The sequence below is a fragment of the Rhodococcus sp. NPDC079359 genome (assembly GCF_040702585.1).
GTDB lineage: Bacteria > Actinomycetota > Actinomycetes > Mycobacteriales > Mycobacteriaceae > Rhodococcoides.
This window is the reverse complement of sequence record NZ_JBFBLH010000016.1, coordinates 1-22,553: the sequence shown is the minus strand read 5'-3', so window position 1 is coordinate 22,553 and position 22,553 is coordinate 1. Positions and strand designations below refer to the sequence as shown.

Here is a 22,553-nt window from a genome sequence, read left to right as displayed (position 1 = left end):
GGGAACCGGAACACCCTCGACGATCACCCAGGGGACGAGGACGGGGGACCCACGTCCTCCACGGACAACCGGGAAGTTGTAGCGACTCACGAAGCCGCACCGACTTCCCTTGGGGTGAAGCCCAATTGCCCACTCGCAGGAGTGTGTGAGACGGCCGGGCTACCTCTCAGCCCGAACCCGACAGCTGACCTCGCAGGCGCGTGTGGAGAGGATTTCAACTCGTATGAGCGGACGTCATCGCAAGCCGAGCACCACTGGCAAGACCGTCGCAAAGGTCGCAGTCACCGGAGCCATCATGGGCACCGCGAGCATCGCCTTCACCGGTACCGCGAACGCGGCACCGGATTCCGACTGGGACCGCCTGGCACAGTGTGAAGCCGGCGGCAACTGGGGCATCAACACCGGCAACGGCTACCAGGGTGGGTTGCAGTTCTCCCCCAGCACCTGGAACGCGCACGGCGGCCAGCAGTACGCGGCCACGGCCAACCAGGCCAGCCGTGAAGAGCAGATCGCAGTCGCAGAGAAGGTCCTCGACTCGCAGGGCTGGGGCGCATGGCCGTCCTGCTCCTCGAGCCTCGGCCTGAGCAGCGCGCCCACCGAGCGCAGTGTTCCGGTCACCCCCAAGGCACCGGAAGTTCCCGCGTTGCCCGACCTGACGTCCATCCCGGCAGTCGACAACTCGGCCGAGGTCGTCGAGGGCATCGTCACCGCCGTACAGAACCTCACCAACGATCCGCAGATCGCCTCGTTCGTGCAGAACGCGGCTCAGGGCATCCAGCTCGATCCTCAGATCGTGAACTTCTACCAGGCCAACAAGGCGTTCCTGCCCCAGTAAGCGCCCGGAGACGGTTCAGCTCGTACGAAAGAAGCCCCCGACGGATTGTCGGGGGCTTCTTCGTGCTCGAGGGCCGCGGCTAGCGATTGACCACGGTCACAGGATGGGCGTAGGGAAGGTCTTCGACGGGCAGCGGGAACTCGGTGTCCTCGCCGAAGGGCGACAAGCCACCCGAGCGAGCGGACGAGAGTTCGGTCACCGCGTGGTCACCGCGAGCGGTTTCCGGCCAGCCTGGATCGACATAGGGCTTCTTCGACTTGTTCACCATGCGCCTATTTTGACACCTGCCCTGCGGCAAGCACCAGCCCAGGTCTCTAATCTGATAGACGATGACCGACACGACTGCGCACCGACACACCGATACGCCCCCGGATCTGCCTCGATGGATCGCAGCTCGCAGCGACGCCGAGCTGATCAGGGCCATGTCGCTGCGTCCGGATCTGACCGCGCCGCCGCCCGCATCCCTTGCCGTACTGGCCGGACGGGCCGAGCAGCGCCGATCGATCCTGCACACCGCGGACACCCTCGACACCCTCGCTCTGACGGTTCTCGAGATCCTCGCCATCGAAGAGGCGTACGAGCGCCCCGTCACCCGCGCCGCGCTGCTGGCCGTGGTCGCCAAACGCGCACCGGCCAAGAGCGTGGACAAGGCACTGTCCCAGCTGCGCGAACGCCTGCTGGTGTGGGGCGATGCAGCAGGCTTCCGCATCAGCGCCGCAGCGGCGGACGCGGTGCCGTGGCGCATCGGTCGCGCACTCGACCCGGTGGACAACCTCACCGAGGCCCACATCACCGCGGCCCTGGCCGAACTCGGTGACGGCGAACGCGGCCTTCTCGACACCCTCGCCAGATCGTCCCCCACCGGCCGCACCCGCGACGCAGCACCGGGCACGCCGCCGGATCGCCCCGTCCAGAAGCTGCTCGCCGCAGGTCTGCTGATCTGGTTGGACGAACAAACCGTCGAGCTGCCCGTCCAAGTGGGCCAGATCCTGCGCGGCGAACCGATGTCGGACCCGCGCTCGCTCGCCGAACCCAAACTCGACACCAACACGTATTCGCTCGCCGACGTCGACGCCGCTGCCGCAGGAGAGGCGCTGGAGCTGGGTCGGCACTGCGTCGCGGTGATCGAGGCACTGTCCGCTTCGCCTGCACCCGCTCTGAAGGCCGGCGGACTGGGAGTACGCGAGCTCCGCAAGATCACCAAGGCCACCGGCCTCGACGACGATCGAGTGAGCGTTCTCGTCGAGTTGCTGGCCGCCGCTCACCTCATCTCGAGCGGAACACCGGACCCGGTTCCTGCGTCCGACAACGGCGACGACTACTGGGCCCCGACACCGGCGGTCGAGGCCTGGCTCACCGCCGCCCCGGCAGCGCGCTGGCACACCCTGGCCTCGGCCTGGCTCGAAGTGCCGCGGGCACCCTGGGTCATCGGAATGCGTGACCCCAACGACAAACCCATCGCCGCCCTGTCCGAGGAAGTCCGCTCTCCGGCCGCACCGCGGGATCGACGCATGATCCTGGAGTTGCTCGCAGAACTCGGCAGTGGACACGCAGCGCAGCCCGCCGACCTCGCCCGCACCCTGGCCTGGCGTCGACCCCGGTGGTCCGGACGCTTCGGCGTCACACCCGTCGGACATGTTCTCGCCGAAGCCACCGCTCTCGGCATCGTCGCCCGCGGGGCGATCTCGACCCCGGGCCGCTCCCTGCTGCACGACGGCAATGCCGAGGCAGACATGCGCGCTGCCCTGCCCGAGCCCATCGACTACGTCCTGGTGCAAGCCGACCTCACGTTGGTGGCACCCGGCCCGCTCGAGCCGGACCTGCAGGATCGAATCGAACTGGTCGCCGACGTGGAATCCGCGGGCGCGGCCACTATGTACCGGATCAGCGACACCAGCCTGCGCCGCGCTCTCGATGTGGGACTGACCGCCTCCGAGCTGCACACGTTGTTCGCCACCCACTCGAGAACGCCGGTTCCGCAGGCCCTGACCTACCTGATCGACGACGTGGCTCGTCGGCACGGCCGCCTACGCGCAGGCGTCGCCGCGTCGTTCGTCAGGTGCGAGGACCCGGCACTGCTGGCCGAGGTGATGGCGTCCCCGGCAGCCGAATCGCTGGCCCTGCGAGCGCTGGCTCCGACCGTCGCGATCTCACAGGCCCCGCTCGCCGAAGTACTGACGGTCCTGAGCGGAGCAGGATTCGCGCCTGCGGGCGAGGACTCGTCCGGCACCATCGTCGATCTGCGTGCCCGCGGGTCGAGGGTGTCGGCGCGGCGGCCACGCCAGGCGTTCCGCACTCCGGCCGTCCCCACCGAGGAACAGCTGGGTTCGTTGGTGCGCGGGATGCGCGCTGCCGACAGAGCGGCAGGCAACGGCGGCGCCGTGGTGCGCGCCGACGGGTCTCGGGCCAGCAGCACCGCGACGATGACGCTGCTGCAGACCGCGGCGAAGGTCAAACGGAGCGTGAGCATCGGCTACGTCGACGCCCAGGGCGTGGCAACCCATCGCATCGTCGATCCGATCAGCATCGGCGGTGGCCAACTCGACGCGTTCGACCCCGCCACCGGTGGGGTTCGGCGCTTCACCCTGCATCGGATCACCTCGGTCGCATTGGTCGAGTAGACCGGGCTCACGTGCACGCACGCCCCTACCTGTGGACAATGGAGAAGTTGCGCTCTTTCGGGCGCAGCAGATGTCTCTAGGAGGAACCGTGACCGACGGCCCGCTGATCGTCCAGTCCGACAAAACGCTGTTGCTCGAGGTCGATCACGAACTCGCGGGTGCAGCGCGGGCGGCCATCGCACCGTTCGCGGAGCTCGAACGTGCCCCCGAGCACGTGCACACCTATCGCATCACCCCGCTGGCACTGTGGAACGCACGCGCCGCGGGCCACGACGCCGAACAGGTGGTCGACGCGCTGGTGAATTTCTCGCGTTACGCGGTGCCGCAGCCGTTGCTGGTCGACATCGTCGACACGATGGCGCGCTACGGCCGGTTGCAGTTGGTCAAGAGCCCGGTGCACGGCCTGGTGCTGATCAGCCTGGACCGCGCGGTGCTCACAGAGGTGATGCGCCACAAGAAGATTGCGCCCATGCTCGGCGCGATGGTCGACGAGGACACGGTGATCGTGCATCCGAGCGAGCGCGGCCACGTGAAGCAGATGTTGCTCAAGATCGGCTGGCCTGCCGAGGACCTCGCCGGCTACGTCGACGGCGAAGCTCACCCCATCGAGCTCGACACCGAGGGCGGCAACTGGACGCTGCGCGACTACCAGGAGATGGCAGCAGATTCGTTCTGGGCCGGCGGCTCGGGAGTCGTCGTACTGCCCTGTGGCGCAGGCAAGACGATGGTCGGCGCGGCCGCTATGGCCAGAGCCAAGGCCACCACGCTGATTCTGGTCACCAACACCGTCGCCGGTCGCCAGTGGAAGCGCGAACTCATTGCACGCACCTCGCTCACCGAGGAGGAGATCGGCGAGTATTCGGGAGAGCGCAAGGAGATTCGCCCTGTGACAATCGCCACGTACCAGGTGATCACGCGTCGTACCAAGGGTGAGTACAAGCACCTCGAGCTCTTCGATTCCCGCGACTGGGGATTGGTGATCTACGACGAGGTGCATCTGCTCCCCGCGCCGGTGTTCCGCATGACAGCCGATCTGCAGTCGCGTCGACGCCTCGGCCTCACCGCGACGCTCGTCCGCGAGGATGGCCGCGAGGGCGACGTCTTCTCGCTGATCGGGCCCAAGCGCTACGACGCACCGTGGAAGGACATCGAGGCGCAGGGCTGGATCGCGCCGGCCGAGTGCATCGAGGTTCGCGTCACCCTCACCGATGCCGAGCGCATGTCGTACGCCGTGGCCGAGCCCGAGGAGCGCTACAAGCTGTGCTCGACGGCGCACACGAAGATCGCCGTCGTGAAATCGATCCTCGCCAAACACCAGGATGCTCCGACGCTGGTCATCGGTGCCTACCTCGACCAGTTGAACGAGCTCGGTGAAGCGCTGAACGCTCCGGTCATTCAGGGCTCGACCAAGAACAAGGAACGTGAAGTGCTGTTCGACGCGTTCCGCAAGGGCGAGATCCAGACGCTCGTGGTGAGCAAGGTGGCGAACTTCTCGATCGACCTTCCGGAAGCCTCTGTGGCAGTCCAGGTTTCGGGAACGTTCGGCTCCAGGCAGGAAGAGGCTCAGCGCCTGGGCCGACTGCTCCGGCCGAAGCACGACGGTGGTCAGGCCCACTTCTACTCGGTGGTCTCCCGCGACACCCTCGACGCCGAGTACGCAGCCCACCGTCAGCGCTTCCTCGCCGAACAGGGCTACGCGTACCGCATCACCGACGCGGACGATCTGCTCGGTCCGGCGATCTGAGACTTCGGGTCGGCTCGGTGCCGTGCTAGGAATACCTGTGTGCGCAAGTTCGAGTTCCCTGTAGACGTAGCCCACGCGAAGTCGGTCAACGAGACGTTCACCGAGCTTCGCCGGTTGCGGGCCTCCGCAGCGCTCACCGCCGTGTTCCTCATCGCACTGGGAGCGTGGTTCGTCTGGATCGCCGCCCCGTGGTCGTACATCCTCGGCGCGGTGTTCCTGATCGGCGCAGCCACCTCGGTCTGGGTGATGCTGTGGGCACCCCGAAAGATGGGTTCCATCGAATCGCAATATGCCGCAGGCGATCTGGTGCCGGCGGTGGTGGCCGAGAAGTTACCGGGTGGAGCGATACTGCTGGCCCTGGTCGACATCGCGAAGCCCGAGGTGGACGAGCCGCATTACGTGCTGATCACCCGCGTCGTCCGGGCCCTGCCCGGACACGCCGTCGAGCGGGGCGCACAGGTCCCTGCCGTGTCGGTTCTCGCGGACCGTGGCCGAAACACCGGAGGGCGAGCGTGGCAGTTGGCCTCGGTGATGCCCATCGCCTGGGGAACCACCGATCCGGCGGTCATCACGCGCGCCGTCGAGAAGATCACCGAGGGCGAGTGGGCGTTGCTGCACGCCAACATCGGCCTGTCGGAGAAGGTCCGCACGGCCAAGAACCAGCAGCTGCTCATCGACCCGGCGGATCTTCCCGACGACCTGCGCTAGAGCCTGCAGCGACCCACTAGGCCAGTGCAGCGATCACGTCCCGCTCGAAGAGTTCGATACCGGAGCGTTCGTAGGCCGCTTCGGGGAAGTAGAAGATGCCGTACGTCATCCCTTGTTCCTGCAGCGCCGTCAGGTTCTCCACGATCTGCTCAGGAGTTCCCACTGCGGGCATGCCGCGGTACGCGTCGAGTGCGCTGTGGGCCTTGTCCGCACCCACGTACTCGGTCAGACGAGCCTCGAGGGCGCGCAGCTTGTCTTCCACCTCGGCCTCGGTCTCCGCGACGACGACGTTGTAGTTCGCCGACCGGACGATGGCATCGAAGTCGGTACCCACCGCTGCGCAATGCTCGCGCAGCAGAGCGGATTTGGCGGCGAAACCGGTGGGGGTTCCGTCGAAGTTGGTGTAGTTCGCGTACTTCGCGGCGATCTTCAGAGTCACCTTCTCTCCGCCGCCCGCGATCCACAGCGGGATGCCTCCCTCCTGCAACGGCAGGGGCCGCACCACGGCACCGTCGATCTCGTAGTACTTACCGTCCAGGAAGACCTCTCCGGCCGTCCATGCCTGTTTGAAGATCTGCACGCCCTCGTCGAGCCTGCCCAATCGCTCTCCGGCAGAGGGGAACCCATAGCCGTAGGCGCGGAACTCGTGCTCGTGCCAGCCGCCTCCGATGCCCATCTCGACGCGGCCTCCGGAGATGATGTCGACTGTGGCAGCAACTTTGGCGAGGTATGCCGGGTTGCGGTACGACATCGCGGTGCACATCTGGCCGAGCCGGATTCGCGAGGTGGTCGCGGCCAGAGCGGACATCAGCGACCAGGCCTCGTGCGTCGCCTCGTCGGTCGCGGTGGGAACGGTGTGGAAGTGGTCGTAGACCCACAGGGATTCCCACAAACCGGCCTCGGCAGCGAGCGCGTGATCGCGCATCGCACTCCAGTGCTGGGCAGGGTCGATGCCGACGAGATCGAGACGCCACCCCTGTGGCACGAACAATCCGAATCGCATGACAGGCACAGTACAGACGCAGGGCGAAAGACCGGTTCCCGTCTGTGAACTACGCTGCAGGAATGTCCGAGTTGTTCCCCTCGCGCACAGTGGCACGGTTGCGCCCGTTCGCGTCGACGATCTTCGCCGAGATGACCGCACTCGCCGTCGAGAAGAAGGCCGTCAACCTCGGGCAGGGCTTCCCCGACACCGACGGCCCACCAGCCATGCTCGAGACCGCGCGTGAGGCCATCGCGAGCGGCCTCAACCAGTACTCCCCCGGCCCTGGCATGCCGGTGCTGCGGGCAGCCATCGCCGACGACAGGGCGGCCCGATTCGGTCTGCGCTACGACCCCGATTCGCAGATACTCGTCACCGTCGGTGCCACCGAGGCGATCTCGGCGACACTTCTCGGCCTGATCGAGTCAGGTGACGACGTCCTGCTGATCGAACCGTTCTACGACTCCTACGCGGCCGCCATCGCACTAGCCGGTGCCACTCGAACCGCGGTGCCACTGGTGTCCGACGGCAACGGATGGACCGTCGACACCGACGCCCTCGAACGCGCCATCGGGCCCCGCACGCGCATGCTGATCGTCAATTCCCCGCACAACCCCACCGGCACGGTCTTCGACCGGGACACCACGATCCGCATCGCCGACATCGCCGTCACCCACGATCTGCTGGTCCTCACCGACGAGGTCTACGAGCACCTCACCTTCGACGGCACGGTGCACACGCCGATCGCGACACTGCCCGGGATGTTCGAGCGCACCGTCACGGTGTCGAGTGCCGCCAAAACCTTCAACGCCACCGGATGGAAGACGGGCTGGGCGCTGGGGCCTGCCGAATTGATCGACGCCGTCCGCGCGGCCAAACAGTTCATGACCTTCGTCGGCGGCACTCCCTTCCAACCGGCCGTCGCCTACGCGCTCGAGCACGAGCAGGCGTGGATAGCGCAGATGCGCGACGGCCTGCAACGCAAGCGAGACACACTCTCGGCCGCTCTCGCAGCGACAGGTGCCGATGTGAAGTACAGCGCAGGAACGTATTTCGTCTGTGCCGACATCGCACCGATCGGACGCGGTGACGCCTACGAGTTCTGCCGCTCCCTGCCGGATCTGGTGGGCGTCGCGGCGGTTCCGGTCACGGCGTTCGTCGACGAGCCGGCTCCATGGAAGTCGTTGGTGCGCTTCGCTTTCTGCAAGCAGGACGAGGTTCTCGCCGACGCGGCCGAGAGGCTACGAAAGTTGTGACTGCGCAACCGACGATCCCGGCCTACTTCGTCAGGCAGGCCGTCGACCTCGCGACGAGGAGCGGAGTCGACCTGACCTACCCGCTGTCGATGGCCGGCATCGGATCCACCATCCTCGACAATCCGGCCGAGCGTCTGACCACCCGGCAGGTCACCGCATTCACCCAGGCGGTCTGGACGATGACCGGCGACGAACTGTTCGGTCTCGCTGCAGTACCGGTGCGGCGCGGGAGCTTTCGCGTGGTGTGCCAGACCCTGATACACACCGAGAACCTGCAGGCTGCACTGATTCGAATGTCCGAGACCATGCGGGTACTGATACCGGTACGCCCCATGACGATCGATCGAACCGAAGAATCCACGGTCCTGACGGTGCACGTCACTCCCACCACCCACCTGAGCCCGGAAGGCAACGAACTCGCCGAGCGACTGCTGACCGACTTCCTGCTGATCCTGCTGCACCGATTCGCGGCGTGGCTCATCGGCAACCGGGTCAAGCTTCTGTCGGTGCAACTGCCCTACCCGCTACCGGGCCCCGAGGCGGGAAAGATGTACGACGCCATCTTCGGAACCCACGTGGAGTTCGGAACCGAGCTCGCCACACTGGAATTCGACAGCGCGGTGATGCGGGCACCGATCGTGCAGACCGAGGCGACTCTGGCGGAGTATCTCGCGGAGTCGCCCAATCTGCTGTTCTCGTCCCGAGATTACGACAGCACTGCGTCGAGCCAGGTTCGCCGTGCCCTGGAAACCGGATTCAAAGGTGGCGCACCGGGAACCGACGAAATCGCGGCGATGCTGAACATCAGCCCGCCACACCTGCGCCGAATTCTCCGACAGGAGGGCACCTCCATCAACCAACTGCGAGAAGAAGTGCTGCGCGATGCAGCGATTTCCGGTTTGAGCCGCGGAGACAGCGTCGACGACATCTCGACCAGGTTGGGGTTCTCCGAGCCCAGCGCCTTCCGTCGAGCCTTCAAGCGATGGACCGGCCAGACCCCCGGCTCGTACCGTCTCAGCTGACGCAGAACTCGTTGCCCTCGGGATCGGTCATGGTGATCCAGACACTGGGGCCCTGATGTCCTCGATGCAGTACCGACGCGCCCCGTGCTTCCAGTTGTGTGACCATCGATTCACGCTCGTCGCCGACGCGGATGTCGAGGTGCAGCCGATTCTTCACCGACTTCGGCTCGGCCACCGATTGGAACAGCACCCGCGGGCTGTCGGGCGACTCGGGATCGGTGATTCCCGCGCCCGCCTGCCACACGAGAACACCCTCGAAAGTGGTCGTGTCCTCCTCGCGCGCATGCCCCGCGGCGACCATCTCGCGAATGAAGTCCTCGTTGCTGGGTTCGGACTGCCAACCCAGCGTCTGCGCCCACCACTTCGCCAGTGCATGCGGGTTCGCACTGTCGACGACCACCTGAAATCGATATCCCATGACGGCACGGTACCGCCGCACACTGGAAATGGGAACACACGTTCGATACAGTGACGGTCATGTCGCTCGCCATGCAGGGCTCGTTGTTCGGTGACGCCGACGGTGGCGTCGGGTCGCTCGAGTCCGTCACCCGTCGCGAACTCACACGCGGGGCGTGGGTGGACGTTCGGCCGGGTTGGTTGTCCGATACCCACCTGTTCGATTCACTGGTGGACTCCGTCGAGTGGCGGGCCGAGCGCAGGCAGATGTACGACCGCGTGGTCGATGTCCCGCGCCTGGTTCGGTTCTACGCCGAGCGCGAGCGGTGGCCCGACGCCGCACTGTACGACGCGCGCGATGCCCTCGACGAGCACTACCGCGCCGAACTCGGAGAATCGTTCGCCACCGCCGGACTGTGCTACTACCGCGACGGATCCGACAGCGTCGCCTGGCACGGTGACAACATCGGTCGCAGCGCCACCGAGGACACCATGGTTGCGATCGTATCCCTCGGTGCCTCACGGCAACTCATGCTCCGACCGCGCGGCGGTGGAACGTCGTTGAAGTTCACGCTCGGTCACGGCGACCTGGTGGTGATGGGTGGCTCGTGTCAACGAACCTGGGAACATGCCGTACCCAAGTCCACCCGCGCGACCGGCCCACGCATCAGCGTGCAGTTCCGACCGCGCGGGGTCCGCTAGCGCGAGGCCCGGCGCTTCTCCACCGCGGCCGCAAGTGTGTCCAATTGCGTTGCCGTGGTGGTCCAGTCGAGGCAGGCGTCGGTGATCGACTGCCCGTACACCAGATCGTCACGGTGGCCCAGCTCGAGATCCTGACGCCCCGCGACCAGGAAGCTCTCGAGCATCAGACCTACGATGCCGTGTTCGCCTGCCGCGACCCGTGCTGCCACGTCGGTGACCACGTCGACCTGCTTGTTGTGGTCCTTGCGGCTGTTGCCGTGGCTGGCGTCGATGACGACTCGCTCCGGTAGGCCCGACTTACGCAGGCGTGCAACGGTATCGGCGACCGATTCGGCATCGTAGTTCGGCCCGTCGACGCCGCCGCGCAGAATGACGTGACAGTCCGGGTTTCCTACGGTGCGGATCAGAGCCGCCTGGCCGTCGAGGTCGGTGCCGGGGAAGACGTGGCTCGCGGCGGCAGCGCGGGTACCGTCGACCGCGACCTGGATGTCGCCCTCGGTGGAGTTCTTGATCCCCACCGGCATCGACAACGCACTGCACAGCTGGCGATGCACCTGACTGGCCGCAGTCCGCGCACCGATTGCGCCGTAGCTGACCAGGTCTGCGATGTACTGCGGGGTGATCGGGTCGAGGAACTCGCACCCGACCGGCAGGCCGAGCGCGGAAATATCCAGCAGCAGTTGACGTCCCACGCGCAGGCCGGCATTGATGTCGAAGCTGCCGTCGAGGTGCGGATCGTTGATCAATCCTTTCCACCCGAGCGTCGTCCTCGGCTTCTCGAAGTAGACCCGCATGACGATGTGCAGGCGATCGCCCAGTTCGGACGCCTTGGCCGCGAGGCGTCGGGCGTAGTCGAGGGCAGCATCGGTGTCGTGCACCGAGCACGGGCCGACGACGACGATCAGTCGATCGTCACGGCCGTCCAGCACGTCGACCACGCCGGCGCGGCCGCTTCTGACGGTGGCAGAGATGGCGTCGTCCACTGCATGGTCGCGGCGCAGCACCGACGGAGCAACCAGCGGACTGATGCTGATGGTCCGCTGATCATCGAGAGGTGGGGTGTCGAGAGAGAGTGTCATGACGGGTCGTTCCTGTTCCCAGGCCGGCTCCTCATGCTCCACACGCACTTCGAGCCGGTCTGTATCCGGCTCGTGGGGTGGAGGGTCAGCGCATGGCGTCGCTGGCTGACCCACCCGGGGCCGGCCTGCTAAACCAGAAATACGTGCGCTGCATGAAAAGCACCGTAGCAGATGAACGAATCGCGGACCTCAGCCCGATCAGGATTAGGCTAGCGTTACCTGCTTACGCCCGCCCTGTGAAAGAGAACGAAGTGAAACGTCTACTCGTGGCCACCACGATCGCCGCGGTCACCGCACTGACCACCGTCGCCTGCGGGGGCACCGCCGAGCAGACGGCCGGTCCCTCCACCAGTACGGCCTCGGCCACCGCCGACGACAGTGCCACGGACGCACCCGGCCCCACCGGCATCCCCGACGGGATGGGTTCGGGTGCCGCGGACGGAGTGTTCCCCCGCACGGTCGGCCACTTCGGCGGCTCCACCGAAATCCCCGCCGAACCGAAGAAGATCGTCGTCATCGCCACCGGCCAACTCGACGCAGCCCTCACTCTGGGCGTCGTACCCACCGGAGTCGCCTACGGAGACGGTGCCGCTCTGGTCCCGGATTACATCAGCTTCTGGTTCCCGCAGTACGCGGACCGGATGGACCGGTTCGTCGACGTCGGCAACCGGCAAGAGGTCGACATCGAGGCCATCGCCGCCATCGAACCCGACCTCATCCTGGCGAACGAGGCCGGTTCCGAGGACATCTACTCGACGCTGTCGACCATCGCGCCGACCGTACTCACCGAGGGCACCGGAGTGAACTGGAAACAGGACTTCCTGCTTCTCGCCGACGCGTTGGGCCGCACCGAGCAGGCACAGAGCTTCGTCGACACCTTCACCTCCGATGCTGCGGCACTGGGTGATTCGTTCGCGAGCGGTGACGCACCCACGGTCTCGTTCGTCCGCTTCACCGCCGACCGGGCACGCGTGTTCGGCATCCCGTCGTTCGCGGGCTACATCGCCTGGGACGCCGGACTGGCCCGACCGGAAAGCCAGCAGTTCGACAAGACCTCGCAGGACTTCAGCGAGGAAGAAATTCAACTGGCGAACGCGGACTGGGTGTTCGTCTCCAGCCAGGACGCCGAAGCCGATTCGAGCGCCGCGTCGTACACCACCAACCCGCTGTGGACCGGAATGAGCGCGGCCACCGAGAACCACATCGTCCGAGTAGACGACGATCCGTGGTACCTCAACGCAGGCCCGACGGCGGCAACCATCGTGCTCGACGGCCTGAAGAACGCCCTGCAGAACTGACCCTCATGTGCACGGAACCTCGTAGCAGGCTACGAGGTTCCGCTCACATCGGACAGATAGGTTGCGCACAACTCAACCGTGCACTACTGTTCTCGAAGTGGCCAACGAACTCGCACTCGACCGTCAGGTGTGCTTCGCGTTGTATTCCGCTTCGCGGGCTACCACCGCGGTGTACCGCCCGATGCTCGACGAGCTCGGCGTCACGTACCCGCAGTACCTCGTACTGCTGGTGCTGTGGGAACAGGACGGGCGCGGCGTCAAGGACATCTGCGCCGAACTCGATCTCGACACCGGCACTCTGTCGCCGATGCTCAAGCGGCTCGAAGGTCTCGGATTCATCGAGCGCCGACGCCTGAGCACCGACGAACGTCGCGTCGAGATCCACCTCACCGAGGCCGGAAGTGCCATGCGCACGAAGGCACTCGACATTCCACGCAAGCTCGCCGAGAAGACCGGCATGAACGTCGACGATCTCGTCAAACTCAAGGAGTCGCTCGACGCATTGACGAGCGCTCTGCATCACACCGATTCCGGCAAGACAGAAGGAGCATCATGAAGACGATCTACACCGCCGAGGCACTGGCCACCGGTGAAGGCCGAAACGGCCACTCCCGCACTTCCGACGGACGGCTCGATCTCGATCTCGCCATCCCCGAGGCCATGGGCGGCAGCGGCAACGGCACCAACCCCGAGCAGCTCTTCGCCGCCGGCTACGCCGCATGCTTCCACTCCGCACTGCAGATGGTGGCACGTCAGGACAAGGCCGACGTCACCGATTCGGCCGTCGGCGCTCGTGTCGACATCGGCCCCAACGACGCAGGCGGCTTCCAGCTCGCCGTCACCCTCGAGGTGACGCTGCCGAACCTGAGCCGCGAGAACGCACAGGCATTGGCCGACAAGGCCCACCAGGTGTGCCCGTACTCCAACGCCACCCGCGGCAACATCGACGTCACCGTCACCGTCACCGAAGACGAGTAAGGACTCATCACCATGAAGGCACACGAAATTCACCTCGCGTCCCGCCCACAAGGCTGGCCGACGGAGGACAACTTTCGCGCGGAGGTCGTCGATCTCCCCGAGCTCGCCGACGGGCAGATCCTCGTCCGCAACATCGTGATGTCGGTCGATCCGTACATGCGCGGCCGGATGAACGACGTCAAGTCGTACGTCCCACCGTTCCAGCTCGACGCTCCGCTCGACGGCGGCGCAGTCGGCGAGGTCGTCGAGTCCAAGGCCGAGGGCTTCGCTGTCGGCGACGCCGTTCTGCACGGCAAGGGGTGGCGCGATCTCGCCGTCGTCCCGGCGAAGGGCGCAAGCAAGGTCGACCTCGACGCCGCGAAGGCCTCGGCATACCTCAGCGCACTCGGAATGACCGGCACGACGGCGTACGCAGGCCTGACCGAGGTCGCGTCGTTCAAGGAAGGCGACGTCGTGTTCGTGTCCGGCGCAGCCGGTGCCGTCGGATCGCTCGTCGGCCAGATCGCCAAGGCGCTCGGCGCATCTCGGGTCATCGGCAGTGCGGGCTCCCCCGCCAAGGTGGCTCGCTTGCTCGAGCTCGGTTTCGACGCGGCATTCGATTACCACGACGGGCCGGTCGCCGAGCAGCTCCGCAAGGCGGCACCGGACGGCATCGATGTGTACTTCGACAACGTCGGCGGCGAGCATCTCGAAGCTGCCATCGGTTCGATGAACAAGTACGGCCGAATTGCCATGTGCGGAGCCATCGCTCAGTACAACTCCACCGAGCCGACGCCCGCGCCGCGCAATCTCGCGCTTGCCATCGGCAAGGAACTGACGCTCAAGGGTTTCATCGTCGGCTCCTACGCGCACCTCACGGAGGAATTCCGCACGAAGATGACCCAGTGGTTGGACAGTGGCGCAATCGAATTCGACGAGACAGTCGTCGACGGTCTGGAGAACGCTCCCTCTGCGTTCATCGGACTGATGAAGGGTGAGAACACCGGCAAGATGGTCGTCACCATCTGAGTCGGACCCGAAAGGTTCTACCGCAGTCCACACCCCGGTCGGAATTTCCGACCGGGGTGTTTCCATGCTCAAGCAGGTTAGAGTCGATGCATGCCCGCCGCTCCCCTGCCGTTGCGCGACGGTCTCGACCCCACCCGGGTGCGAATGCCGGACAATGCAACCGGGGTGACCGTCCTCGAGCATCTGCGCGCCCGGTTCCCCCAGGACGCAGCCAGGCTGACCGAGAAGGTCGCCGGCGGCGAGATCGTCGACGCGGCAGGCGTACCCATCGATTCGACGACGGTCGCGAAACCGCGATCGGACATCTATCTTTACCGCGATCCGCCGGTGGAGCCGACGGTGCCGTTCTCCCTCGACGTTGTCCATCAGGACGAAAACCTGCTCGTCGTCGACAAGCCGCACTTCCTGGCCACCACCCCACGCGGCGCCTACGTCGCGCGATCTGCCCTCGTCCTGCTCCGACGCCGGTTCGACCTGCCCGAACTGAGTCCGGCGCATCGCCTGGACCGACTCACCGCCGGCGTTCTGGTGTTCACCGTCAGGCAGCAGGCTCGGCGGCCGTACCAGGAGTTGTTCGCTCAACGCGCGATCACCAAGCAGTACGACGCCATCGCCCCACTCGCCCAGGACCTGGACTTTCCGCTGACCGTACGCAGCCGAATCATCAAGGAGCGCGGCGTTCTCCAGGCCCGCGAGGTACCCGGCGAGCCCAATGCGGACACTTTCGTGGAACTCGTCGACACGCTCGGAACCCACGGCCTGTACCGATTGCATCCGCGAACCGGAAAGACCCACCAACTTCGAGTTCACATGTGCTCGTTGGGAATTCCGATCGTCGGCGACAATTTCTACCCGGCGTTCCGCGATGTCGCGGACGACGATTACTCCGACCCTCTCCGCCTGTTGGCCCGTTCGATCGAGTTCGTCGATCCGCTCAGCGGCCTGGTTCGACGGTTCGAGAGCGATCGGAGCCTCGAACCACCTGCGATGCAGCAGATTCGGCCGTGATGTCGGCGATCTCGGCGGTACGCACCGTGATGCGATGCGAAATGACTGCGAGCGCGAACAATCCGATCGCAACGTTGAACAGCGCGGCAAATCCTTCCTGAGCGAAGTCCACGAGGGCGTTGAGCAGAGTGAATATCAACGCGGACACTCGGAGGATGCGCAGAGGCCAGAGCGGGCCTTCCGGGCGCAACCGCAGCATCGCCGGCAGCGCCGTGGCGAAGGTGAGGCAGGCACTGACGAACAGGATTCCGCTGGCAATTCCCATGCCGTCGATGTCGATCGTCAGGTCGCGCCGATCGATGTCCAGGTCCCCGATCACGAGTTCGACGATTCCGAACACCACTCCGGCCCCGGAGAGCAGAACCAGTCCCCAGCCGACGACGGGAATCCACCGGGGGCTGGTGAAGAAGGCGGGGATCAGCCGGGGAACGAAGTTCCACAGCGAGTGGGTCCGCGACGTCGACGAACGACAGCGACCGAGCAACAGTCTGATCCCGGCCACGGTGTCCGCGTCGGCCCCCTCGGCCTCGGCGCGCGCGAGCATCCGTAACGCCCAGTCGCGCCGATGCTCGGGCAGTCCGTGCGCGACGCCGTCGGCGGCGATCGCAGCCGCATTGGCCAGCGATTCGTCGACCGAGGGCCGGCGGAACTCCCGGACGATCCTGCTGAACACCAACAGCAGGACCACCAGGACGTACATGATCTCCGACGAGGGTCCGTAGAAATAGTCGTTGTCCTTGGTGACGAATTTGCCGACTTCGTCGAGGAACAACCCGAATCCGATCCCACCGAGCAGCACGGTGAACACCCGAACGCCGAACCCGATGAACATCCACCCGATCAGCAGCGCGAGCATCATCGCCGCTCCGCCGTACAGGGCATGAGCGATGTGCAGCGACTTTCCCCCCACCTGGGGATAGTGGGTCAACTCCAGGTATGCCCTGGTGATCAGAATGGTCGCGATGGCCACGACCATGAATGCCTCGGATGCGGGGCTGCCGTAGGCGTCGCGAATCATGCCACTGCGGTATGTGGTCCCCGAACGACCCGTCATCGATCGATTATGTGCCGCCCGCCGCGCCCACGGGCGGTTTTCGGTCGTCTCTGTTTCCCGGTTTGACAAATTGGGTTGCCGAAACTGCAATGGAGTCATGGACGACACGAACAAGGGCCTGGACGAGGTCATCGCAGGCCTCGGTCCCCGCCTCAAGCGCATCAGGATGGAGAAGAACACCACCCTGGCCTCACTGTCGGACACCACGGGAATTTCGATCAGCACACTGTCACGGCTCGAGTCCGGTGACCGCAAGCCCAGCCTCGAATTGCTGTGGCCCATCGCTCGGGCCCATCAGATGAAACTCGACGATCTGGTGACTGCGCCTCCCGTGGCGGATCCTCGGGTGCGCACCACGGCCACCGTTCGCGAGCATGTGACGATCCTTCCCCTGACGCTGCGTCCCGGCGGCCTGCAGGCGTACAAGCTTCTGATTCGCCCGGAGAGCTCGGAGCCGCGTCCCCGAACCCACGAGGGGTACGAGTGGTTCTACGTCCTCGACGGCACCCTGCGGCTGATTCTCGGCGAGCACGATCTGACGATGAAGGCCGGTGAGGCAGCCGAATTCGACACTCGTGTGCCGCACTGGTTCGGTGCCGTCGGAGACCGGCCGGTCGAGCTTCTGAGCTTGTTCGGACCCCAGGGCGAGCGGATGCACGTGCGGGCGAAACCGACGGTATGAAATGTCATGTCCGTGTGAGACAGTGAAGCCCGCTCGACCCCAGTGACCGCTTCGGTCATCCGCACCGACCACACCATCTCGAGGAAAAAGATGACCGACAGACTGCCCGAATCGCCTGCATCTCGCACTCACGTGGACATCGCAACCGGCGTGCTCATCGGGATCCACGGCGGCTCCGTCGCCGACGCCATCGACGAGCTGTTCACGACCGCGAGAAATCACCGGGTCAGTCTGTTCGAGCTCTCTCGCACACTCATCACCGTCGCGGAGGGCCGCGACATCGAGCGATCCTCCGCAACCGATGCGGTGTACGAGGTGTGGGGCTCGGCACTCGGCCGTCGAGGCGCGGAGACGACCTTCGGTATGGTCACCGATTCCGCAGCTGTCTGATCGAACCCGGGAGTCAGCCGCGAACGGATGGATCGCTGCGTAGCTCGGGAAAGCGCGCCGTCATCGCATCGATGTGTCGGTACATTTCGTACAGCTCGGTGCGGAGCGCCGACGCCTCGGACTCGAATGCTCGGGCCTTGGATTCGGCGCGATCCGCGCGAGCTCGAAATGCCTTGGACTGCGCCAGTTCGATGGAGGCCGAACACGTCTCGATGTGTTCGGCCAGTCCTCTCGCGAACACCTTCGCCTGCTCGAGGTTGACGGCATAGTTGTCGTCTCGCGGAGCCGGTGACGCCGCGCCGTTCGCTGTGCCCATGGAACTCGTCACCCTCGATCGTCGGCCGGAAATTCTTTCGCGACTCTACGCTCGGCGTCGAATGCTTCGTTCGTGAACCGGTGTCAGCCGAAGACGAGCGCCAGGACCACGGACGCCGAGGTGGCGGCGATAGCGATCACGATGGTCGCCGCTATGGCTCGCTGTCGCACCGTGCGGTAGCTCGCCCCCGCACGAGCACCGGCGAAGTCGTCATCGTCGGCATCGAGTTCGGAGTCGTAGAAGTCGTCCGAGTTCAGCCCGTCCTCGTCGAAGTAGACGACGTCTCGCGGCGGCACCCACTGTTGTCCGTTGGCTTCGATCGCGGCCCCGAGCCGTTCGAGCCGAATCCGCGCACGGGTGGGGTACCAATCGGACGGCGCGTGGATGGGCAGGGCCCGCGCCATCATCAGAGGCGATCTGTACTGCTTCTCCAGTGCGGCGAACGCAGCGGACGCCGTCGGATCGTCGTCGGACTTGTCGGTGAGAAACCATGCCGCTCCGGCAGCCGCACGATCGCCGAGTACCAGATACGTGTACGCGAGCAATTCGAGAATGCCGGGCGATGTCGGGTTTCGGACCAATGCGCCGACCAGTCGATCCCTGGCAGCGATGCTGTCTCCGCGCGCCAGATCCTCCTGCGCTCGATCGATCACGTCCACGCGTCGACAATAACTCGTGGACGCGAAAAAGCCCCTGCCGGAGTACCGGAAGGGGCTTTCATCGTGCTTGTCGATACATGTGCTCGTCGATCCACACCGTGGTGGCCAGGGCCGGGATCGAACCGGCGACCTTCCGCTTTTCAGGCGGACGCTCGTACCAACTGAGCTACCTGGCCGGGCGGCACCGGTACTACAATGCCATCGCAATGCCGATACTTTCGTATCGATGTTGCGACCCTGACGGGACTCGAACCCGCGACCTCCGCCGTGACAGGGCGGCGCGCTAACCAACTGCGCCACAGGGCCTTGCTGTTGTTGCCGCGCTATTTCTAGCGTAGAAACTCTCCGAACTGCAAATCCGCACCTCGCGGAGAGCGAGACGAAGAATGCTGTACTGCCGACCGGGTTGTCAAACCGATCTCTTCCTACGTACCCCCTACGGGATTCGAACCCGCGCTACCGCCTTGAAAGGGCGGCGTCCTAGGCCGCTAGACGAAGGGGGCCCGCCGAACTGCTTCGACGTTACCCTCAACGGCGTTCCGTTGGGAGCTGGGATAGCTTAGGACACTTTCGCTGTAAATCTCAAACCGGCAGGTCAGAGGCGGTTTTTGCGCAGTTTTCACTGTAGTGATCCCACCCGTGCAGTTTGAACTCGGCGAGCCAACGCTCCGACGCCATCGCTAGCAGTACGACCTCGACGGATTCTTCGAACCGCTCGCGCAGATCTGCGTTGTCGGCCACCAGATCCGACATGTAGCGCTGACCCGCCATCGACGCTGCGAGCACTCGCACGAACTTGGTCGCGTCGAACTCCGGCTTCAGGTCACCCATCGCCAGAGCACGCTCGGCCTGCGCGAGCCCCTGAGCGCCCCAGACTCGACCGCCGCCCGAATGGACCTCCGCGTAGAACTCCGGCTCGACTATCAGCCGGAACTCCGCGCGCACGATCACGTCGTTCTGGAAGTTCTGTGCGATGTCGTCCACGATCCCGCGGATGACGTAGAACGGATGCGCAGTGGTGTCGGCCCACTTCTCCGTGATGGCGACGTACCGATCCAGTCCGGCAGCGAGCACAGCTCGGGCCAGATCTTCCTTGGACTGGAAATGGAAATACATCGCGCCCTTGGTGGCATTGGAGCCCTCCAAGATGGTGTTGACGGATGCAGCTGCGTATCCGCGTTTGGCGAATTCCGCCGCCGCCGCCTCCACGATGGCCGCCCGGGTCCGCCGTGCGCGCTCTTGTTGTGCCATGAATTCCGTGCCTCCGAGCCCCGAGCGCCCTGCGTATCCGCAGGTAGTACAGATAGAGAGTACTTCACCCGAACGACATGCGAGTCGACTCACCTACGGTTCGCTTCGACACATACACCCGACAGAAAAATCGGTTAGGCAACCGAAACAAGCCGAATGGTATGATCTGCGCGGCTCGAGTGCGCTGCAGGGGGTGCGCACTCGAGCCGCACTTCTGCGCCCCTCCCCGCGCCGAACCACACGCCGACCCAGTCGCTTTCGGCGGTGCCCGAGACACCGTCCGTTCCCCACGAACCGAACGGTCGACGCGTCGCCCACGCCGCTCCGGGAGCACGGACAACTTTCGGTTGAAAACCGAATTACATTTCACGGTAACGGATCTCGAGCACGAACTGCTTCGCCTTGCTCGTTAGCATTTCAAATCTGTTGCCCACCAAACGAATACGTCGTCGGTGCCGAGCGCATTCGGTCAAATCGATTGCACGGTAATCGATATGAGAAAGACCGCTCGGTAACGTTTCCGACACGTTCACGGTCTTCGACCGAGCTCGCGCCCGCGCTGACTTACTGTGAAATACACCACAGGGGGAGATCGGCCGATCCGAGACGAGTGAATGCCATGAAGGTATCGATCTGCGCATTTCGTTCCATCACGACAGTGATTGCGGTGGCCGTGCTCACGCTCTCGACGACCGGAACGGCGACCGCCGACCCTCTGGGCAACTTCGTGGCACCCGTCGCCGATCCAGCTCTCTACCTACCCACCCCACTGGGCGAGCCCTGGTTCGATCCGCCCGCAGGCTACGAACAACAACCTCCCGGGTCGGTGCTGGCAACCCGACAGGTGACCGTCGGGCCGCTGTTCACGCCGGTCACGTCGACGCAGATCCTGTTTCGTACCAACGACTCCAAGGACCGGCCCGTTGCTGCGGCCACCACCGTGATCGTGCCGACCGCACCGTGGACCGGGTCCGGAAGCCGGCCCGTCGTGGCGTACAACATGGCCATCAACTCACTCGGCAACACGTGCGCACCGTCCTGGCTGCTTCCGCGCGGGTTGGCCCGGGAGATCCCGGCAGTGCAGGCCTTCCTGGCCAAGAACTACGCCGTCGTCGTCACCGATCACGAGGGGCCACGGCAGGCGTACGCCGCCGGACGCATGGCCGCGCACGCGGTACTCGATGCCCTCCGAGCGATGGTCCGGCTACCCGAGCTCGGTTTGCCCGCGTCGTCTCCCATCGCTGTCACGGGGTATTCGGGTGGGGCGATCGCCACAGGTTGGGCGGCGCAATTGGCGCCCTCGTACGCGCCCGACGTCAACCTGGTCGGCGCGGCGTTCGGTGGTCCGCCGACCGACTATCGGATTCTGCTGACGTCGATGAACGGAACTGCGGCATCGACGCTCTTCCTGTCCGCAGCGCTCGGAGTGGCCCGCGAGTACCCCGAACTGTTCTCGCTGATGAACGCCAACGGACTGCGACTGGCCACCGTCGCCAAGGACATGTGCGTCAGCCTGCTCGCCCCCGGTGGACTGGTGGCCCCGATCCCCGTGCAGGCGCTCTCGGACATTCCCAACGTCGACCGCACCGAGATCGCCGAGAGCGTCATCGCCGCAACCCGCCTCGGCGGCGACCTCGCCCCCACCATCCCCACGATGATCTACCAGGGACAACAGGAGTTCTGGATTCCACGACAGGGAGCCGAGACCCTCTACGACGAGTGGTGCGCGCAGGGTGCGAACGTCAGACTCGAGGAGTATCTCGGCGAGCACCTGATCGTCGCGTTCAGCGGCATCCCGGGCGCGTACGCCTGGATCGACGACCGACTGGCCGGCATTCCGGTGCCGAGCGGATGCAGCAGCTTCGGACGCTGACCCCGGTCGGCACCACTGCCGGGGGTACTGCCCGTCGGCACCGCGCGGCCCATTACACTTTCGAGCCGCGCCCCTATAGCTCAGTTGGTAGAGCTACGGACTTTTAATCCGCAGGTCGTAGGTTCGAGTCCTACTGGGGGCACCACACAACGTCCGGGTAACAGTGATCACACCTGTCCGGAACGTACACTCGGACGTAACGATCGGCCGAGGCCGAGCGACGTGCAGGGGGAACTGCAGCGGTCGTGAACTCGCGGAAGCCGGTCGGAGGATCGGCGCTCCGGGGGCACATCGCGTCGATCGACACCGAACATCACGACCGCCGGAACAGCAAGTGAACAGGCTCGACACGGTTCACACCGAACCTACGGTGCCGTAAGCTGGACCGGTCGTACGCAATCTATGGAGGCGATCTAATGGCGAGGGATCTGACACAGCTCGAGCTTCTGCAAGAGCTGGTGCCCACTGCCGAGGACAATGTGAACCGTCACATCTCGATGGCGCGGGAGTGGCACCCTCACGACTACGTCCCGTGGGACGAAGGTCGTAACTTCGCCGCACTCGGCGGCCAGGACTACGACCCGGAGCAGTCCAAACTCTCCGACGTCGCACAGGCCGCGATGATCACCAACCTGCTCACCGAGGACAACCTGCCGTCCTACCACCGTGAGATCGCCGAGAACTTCTCCCA

Annotated in this window: 24 protein-coding genes, 4 tRNA genes and 1 riboswitch; of the genes, 17 read left to right on the top strand and 11 right to left on the bottom strand. The window is 65.3% G+C overall.

What is annotated here, in order from left to right:
• The first annotated feature begins 7 nt into the window (after positions 1–7).
• A riboswitch (cyclic di-AMP (ydaO/yuaA leader) is annotated at positions 8–215 on the top strand.
• 8 nt (positions 216–223) lie between these two features.
• Entirely contained in the window at positions 224–835 is a 612-nt protein-coding gene (locus tag AB0362_RS24800; protein WP_317532570.1) for a transglycosylase family protein, read from the top strand.
• Positions 836–914: 79 nt separating this feature from the next.
• Here AB0362_RS24800 and AB0362_RS24795 read toward each other — a convergent pair whose 3' ends face one another.
• Entirely contained in the window at positions 915–1,103 is a 189-nt protein-coding gene (locus AB0362_RS24795) for a hypothetical protein (protein WP_008719333.1), read from the bottom strand.
• A 61-nt stretch (positions 1,104–1,164) separates the two neighbouring features.
• On the opposite strand from AB0362_RS24795, the gene AB0362_RS24790 reads away from it, so the two are divergent.
• From AB0362_RS24790 to AB0362_RS24780, 3 genes are all read left to right on the top strand, one after another.
• Entirely contained in the window at positions 1,165–3,456 is a 2,292-nt protein-coding gene (locus AB0362_RS24790) for a helicase-associated domain-containing protein (RefSeq protein WP_149405029.1), read from the top strand.
• A gap of 88 nt (positions 3,457–3,544) precedes the next feature.
• Positions 3,545–5,200, top strand: coding sequence for a DNA repair helicase XPB (locus AB0362_RS24785; protein WP_094639782.1), 1,656 nt, complete (start codon positions 3,545–3,547; stop codon positions 5,198–5,200).
• A gap of 39 nt (positions 5,201–5,239) precedes the next feature.
• On the top strand, positions 5,240–5,908 hold the full coding sequence (locus AB0362_RS24780) for a DUF3239 domain-containing protein (RefSeq protein WP_317532569.1): 669 nt from the start codon (positions 5,240–5,242) through the stop codon (positions 5,906–5,908).
• Between the two features lie 16 nt (positions 5,909–5,924).
• Here AB0362_RS24780 and AB0362_RS24775 read toward each other — a convergent pair whose 3' ends face one another.
• Positions 5,925–6,911 carry an LLM class F420-dependent oxidoreductase gene (locus tag AB0362_RS24775; protein WP_317532568.1) on the bottom strand — a complete coding sequence of 329 codons (987 nt, stop codon included), beginning with the start codon at positions 6,909–6,911 and terminating at the stop codon, positions 5,925–5,927.
• Positions 6,912–6,973: 62 nt separating this feature from the next.
• Between AB0362_RS24775 and AB0362_RS24770 the strand changes: the two genes are divergently transcribed.
• Together AB0362_RS24770 and AB0362_RS24765 are read left to right on the top strand one after the other, a co-directional pair.
• Positions 6,974–8,146, top strand: coding sequence for a pyridoxal phosphate-dependent aminotransferase (locus tag AB0362_RS24770; RefSeq protein ID WP_317532567.1), 1,173 nt, complete (start codon positions 6,974–6,976; stop codon positions 8,144–8,146).
• Positions 8,143–9,168 carry an AraC family transcriptional regulator ligand-binding domain-containing protein gene (locus tag AB0362_RS24765; protein WP_317532566.1) on the top strand — a complete coding sequence of 342 codons (1,026 nt, stop codon included), beginning with the start codon at positions 8,143–8,145 and terminating at the stop codon, positions 9,166–9,168. Before AB0362_RS24770 ends, AB0362_RS24765 begins: the two co-directional genes overlap by 4 nt.
• Here AB0362_RS24765 and AB0362_RS24760 read toward each other — a convergent pair.
• Complete coding sequence (locus tag AB0362_RS24760) at positions 9,161–9,586, bottom strand: VOC family protein (RefSeq protein ID WP_317532565.1); 426 nt, start codon at positions 9,584–9,586, stop codon at positions 9,161–9,163. The two genes, AB0362_RS24765 and AB0362_RS24760, sit on opposite strands and share 8 nt — an antisense overlap.
• A gap of 59 nt (positions 9,587–9,645) precedes the next feature.
• Between AB0362_RS24760 and AB0362_RS24755 the strand changes: the two genes are divergently transcribed.
• Positions 9,646–10,266 (top strand): alpha-ketoglutarate-dependent dioxygenase AlkB, encoded by a 621-nt coding sequence (locus AB0362_RS24755; RefSeq protein ID WP_317532564.1) that lies wholly within the window; start codon positions 9,646–9,648, stop codon positions 10,264–10,266.
• Here AB0362_RS24755 and AB0362_RS24750 read toward each other — a convergent pair.
• A complete protein-coding gene (locus AB0362_RS24750; RefSeq protein WP_317810635.1) occupies positions 10,263–11,345 on the bottom strand; it encodes a 3-deoxy-7-phosphoheptulonate synthase in 1,083 nt (360 codons plus the stop codon). The genes AB0362_RS24755 and AB0362_RS24750 overlap by 4 nt on opposite strands.
• A gap of 251 nt (positions 11,346–11,596) precedes the next feature.
• Between AB0362_RS24750 and AB0362_RS24745 the strand changes: the two genes are divergently transcribed.
• From AB0362_RS24745 to AB0362_RS24725, 5 genes are all read left to right on the top strand, one after another.
• Entirely contained in the window at positions 11,597–12,643 is a 1,047-nt protein-coding gene (locus AB0362_RS24745; protein ID WP_366236192.1) for an iron-siderophore ABC transporter substrate-binding protein, read from the top strand.
• Positions 12,644–12,740: 97 nt separating this feature from the next.
• The gene (locus AB0362_RS24740) at positions 12,741–13,199 is read left to right on the top strand and encodes a MarR family transcriptional regulator (RefSeq protein WP_317548255.1); all 459 of its coding nucleotides are present in this window, start codon (positions 12,741–12,743) and stop codon (positions 13,197–13,199) included.
• Positions 13,196–13,621 carry an organic hydroperoxide resistance protein gene (locus AB0362_RS24735; RefSeq protein WP_366236191.1) on the top strand — a complete coding sequence of 142 codons (426 nt, stop codon included), beginning with the start codon at positions 13,196–13,198 and terminating at the stop codon, positions 13,619–13,621. The genes AB0362_RS24740 and AB0362_RS24735 overlap by 4 nt, the downstream gene beginning before the upstream one ends.
• 12 nt (positions 13,622–13,633) lie before the next feature.
• Positions 13,634–14,629 carry an NADP-dependent oxidoreductase gene (locus AB0362_RS24730; RefSeq protein WP_366236190.1) on the top strand — a complete coding sequence of 332 codons (996 nt, stop codon included), beginning with the start codon at positions 13,634–13,636 and terminating at the stop codon, positions 14,627–14,629.
• Between the two features lie 90 nt (positions 14,630–14,719).
• On the top strand, positions 14,720–15,637 hold the full coding sequence (locus AB0362_RS24725) for a pseudouridine synthase (protein ID WP_366236189.1): 918 nt from the start codon (positions 14,720–14,722) through the stop codon (positions 15,635–15,637).
• Here the strand turns inward: AB0362_RS24725 and AB0362_RS24720 are convergent.
• Positions 15,564–16,691, bottom strand: a complete 1,128-nt coding sequence (locus AB0362_RS24720) for a hypothetical protein (protein ID WP_366236187.1) — start codon at positions 16,689–16,691, stop codon at positions 15,564–15,566. The two genes, AB0362_RS24725 and AB0362_RS24720, sit on opposite strands and share 74 nt — an antisense overlap.
• A gap of 97 nt (positions 16,692–16,788) precedes the next feature.
• Between AB0362_RS24720 and AB0362_RS24715 the strand changes: the two genes are divergently transcribed.
• Together AB0362_RS24715 and AB0362_RS24710 are read left to right on the top strand one after the other, a co-directional pair.
• Positions 16,789–17,373: a helix-turn-helix domain-containing protein gene (locus AB0362_RS24715; RefSeq protein WP_149405019.1), complete on the top strand. Its 585-nt coding sequence runs from the start codon at positions 16,789–16,791 to the stop codon at positions 17,371–17,373.
• 90 nt (positions 17,374–17,463) lie between these two features.
• Entirely contained in the window at positions 17,464–17,763 is a 300-nt protein-coding gene (locus AB0362_RS24710; protein WP_143536687.1) for an ANTAR domain-containing protein, read from the top strand.
• Between the two features lie 13 nt (positions 17,764–17,776).
• Here the strand turns inward: AB0362_RS24710 and AB0362_RS24705 are convergent, their stop codons facing one another.
• The 6 genes from AB0362_RS24705 to AB0362_RS24680 form a co-directional block, all read right to left on the bottom strand.
• Entirely contained in the window at positions 17,777–18,079 is a 303-nt protein-coding gene (locus AB0362_RS24705) for a hypothetical protein (RefSeq protein ID WP_149405017.1), read from the bottom strand.
• 83 nt (positions 18,080–18,162) lie between these two features.
• Entirely contained in the window at positions 18,163–18,738 is a 576-nt protein-coding gene (locus AB0362_RS24700) for a DUF6584 family protein (RefSeq protein WP_366236185.1), read from the bottom strand.
• Between the two features lie 99 nt (positions 18,739–18,837).
• Positions 18,838–18,914: transfer RNA gene (locus AB0362_RS24695), tRNA-Phe, on the bottom strand.
• 56 nt (positions 18,915–18,970) lie between these two features.
• Positions 18,971–19,044: transfer RNA gene (locus AB0362_RS24690), tRNA-Asp, on the bottom strand.
• Positions 19,045–19,168: 124 nt separating this feature from the next.
• Positions 19,169–19,241 (bottom strand) — tRNA-Glu (locus AB0362_RS24685).
• A 79-nt stretch (positions 19,242–19,320) separates the two neighbouring features.
• Entirely contained in the window at positions 19,321–19,989 is a 669-nt protein-coding gene (locus AB0362_RS24680; RefSeq protein WP_068047934.1) for a TetR/AcrR family transcriptional regulator, read from the bottom strand.
• A gap of 619 nt (positions 19,990–20,608) precedes the next feature.
• Between AB0362_RS24680 and AB0362_RS24675 the strand changes: the two genes are divergently transcribed.
• The 3 genes from AB0362_RS24675 to AB0362_RS24665 all read left to right on the top strand — a co-directional run.
• Entirely contained in the window at positions 20,609–21,862 is a 1,254-nt protein-coding gene (locus AB0362_RS24675; RefSeq protein ID WP_366236183.1) for a lipase family protein, read from the top strand.
• 69 nt (positions 21,863–21,931) lie between these two features.
• Positions 21,932–22,007, top strand: a tRNA-Lys gene (locus tag AB0362_RS24670).
• A gap of 271 nt (positions 22,008–22,278) precedes the next feature.
• Positions 22,279–22,553, top strand: a 275-nt coding sequence (locus tag AB0362_RS24665) for an acyl-ACP desaturase (RefSeq protein ID WP_366236050.1), incomplete at its 3' end; no start/stop codon positions are given.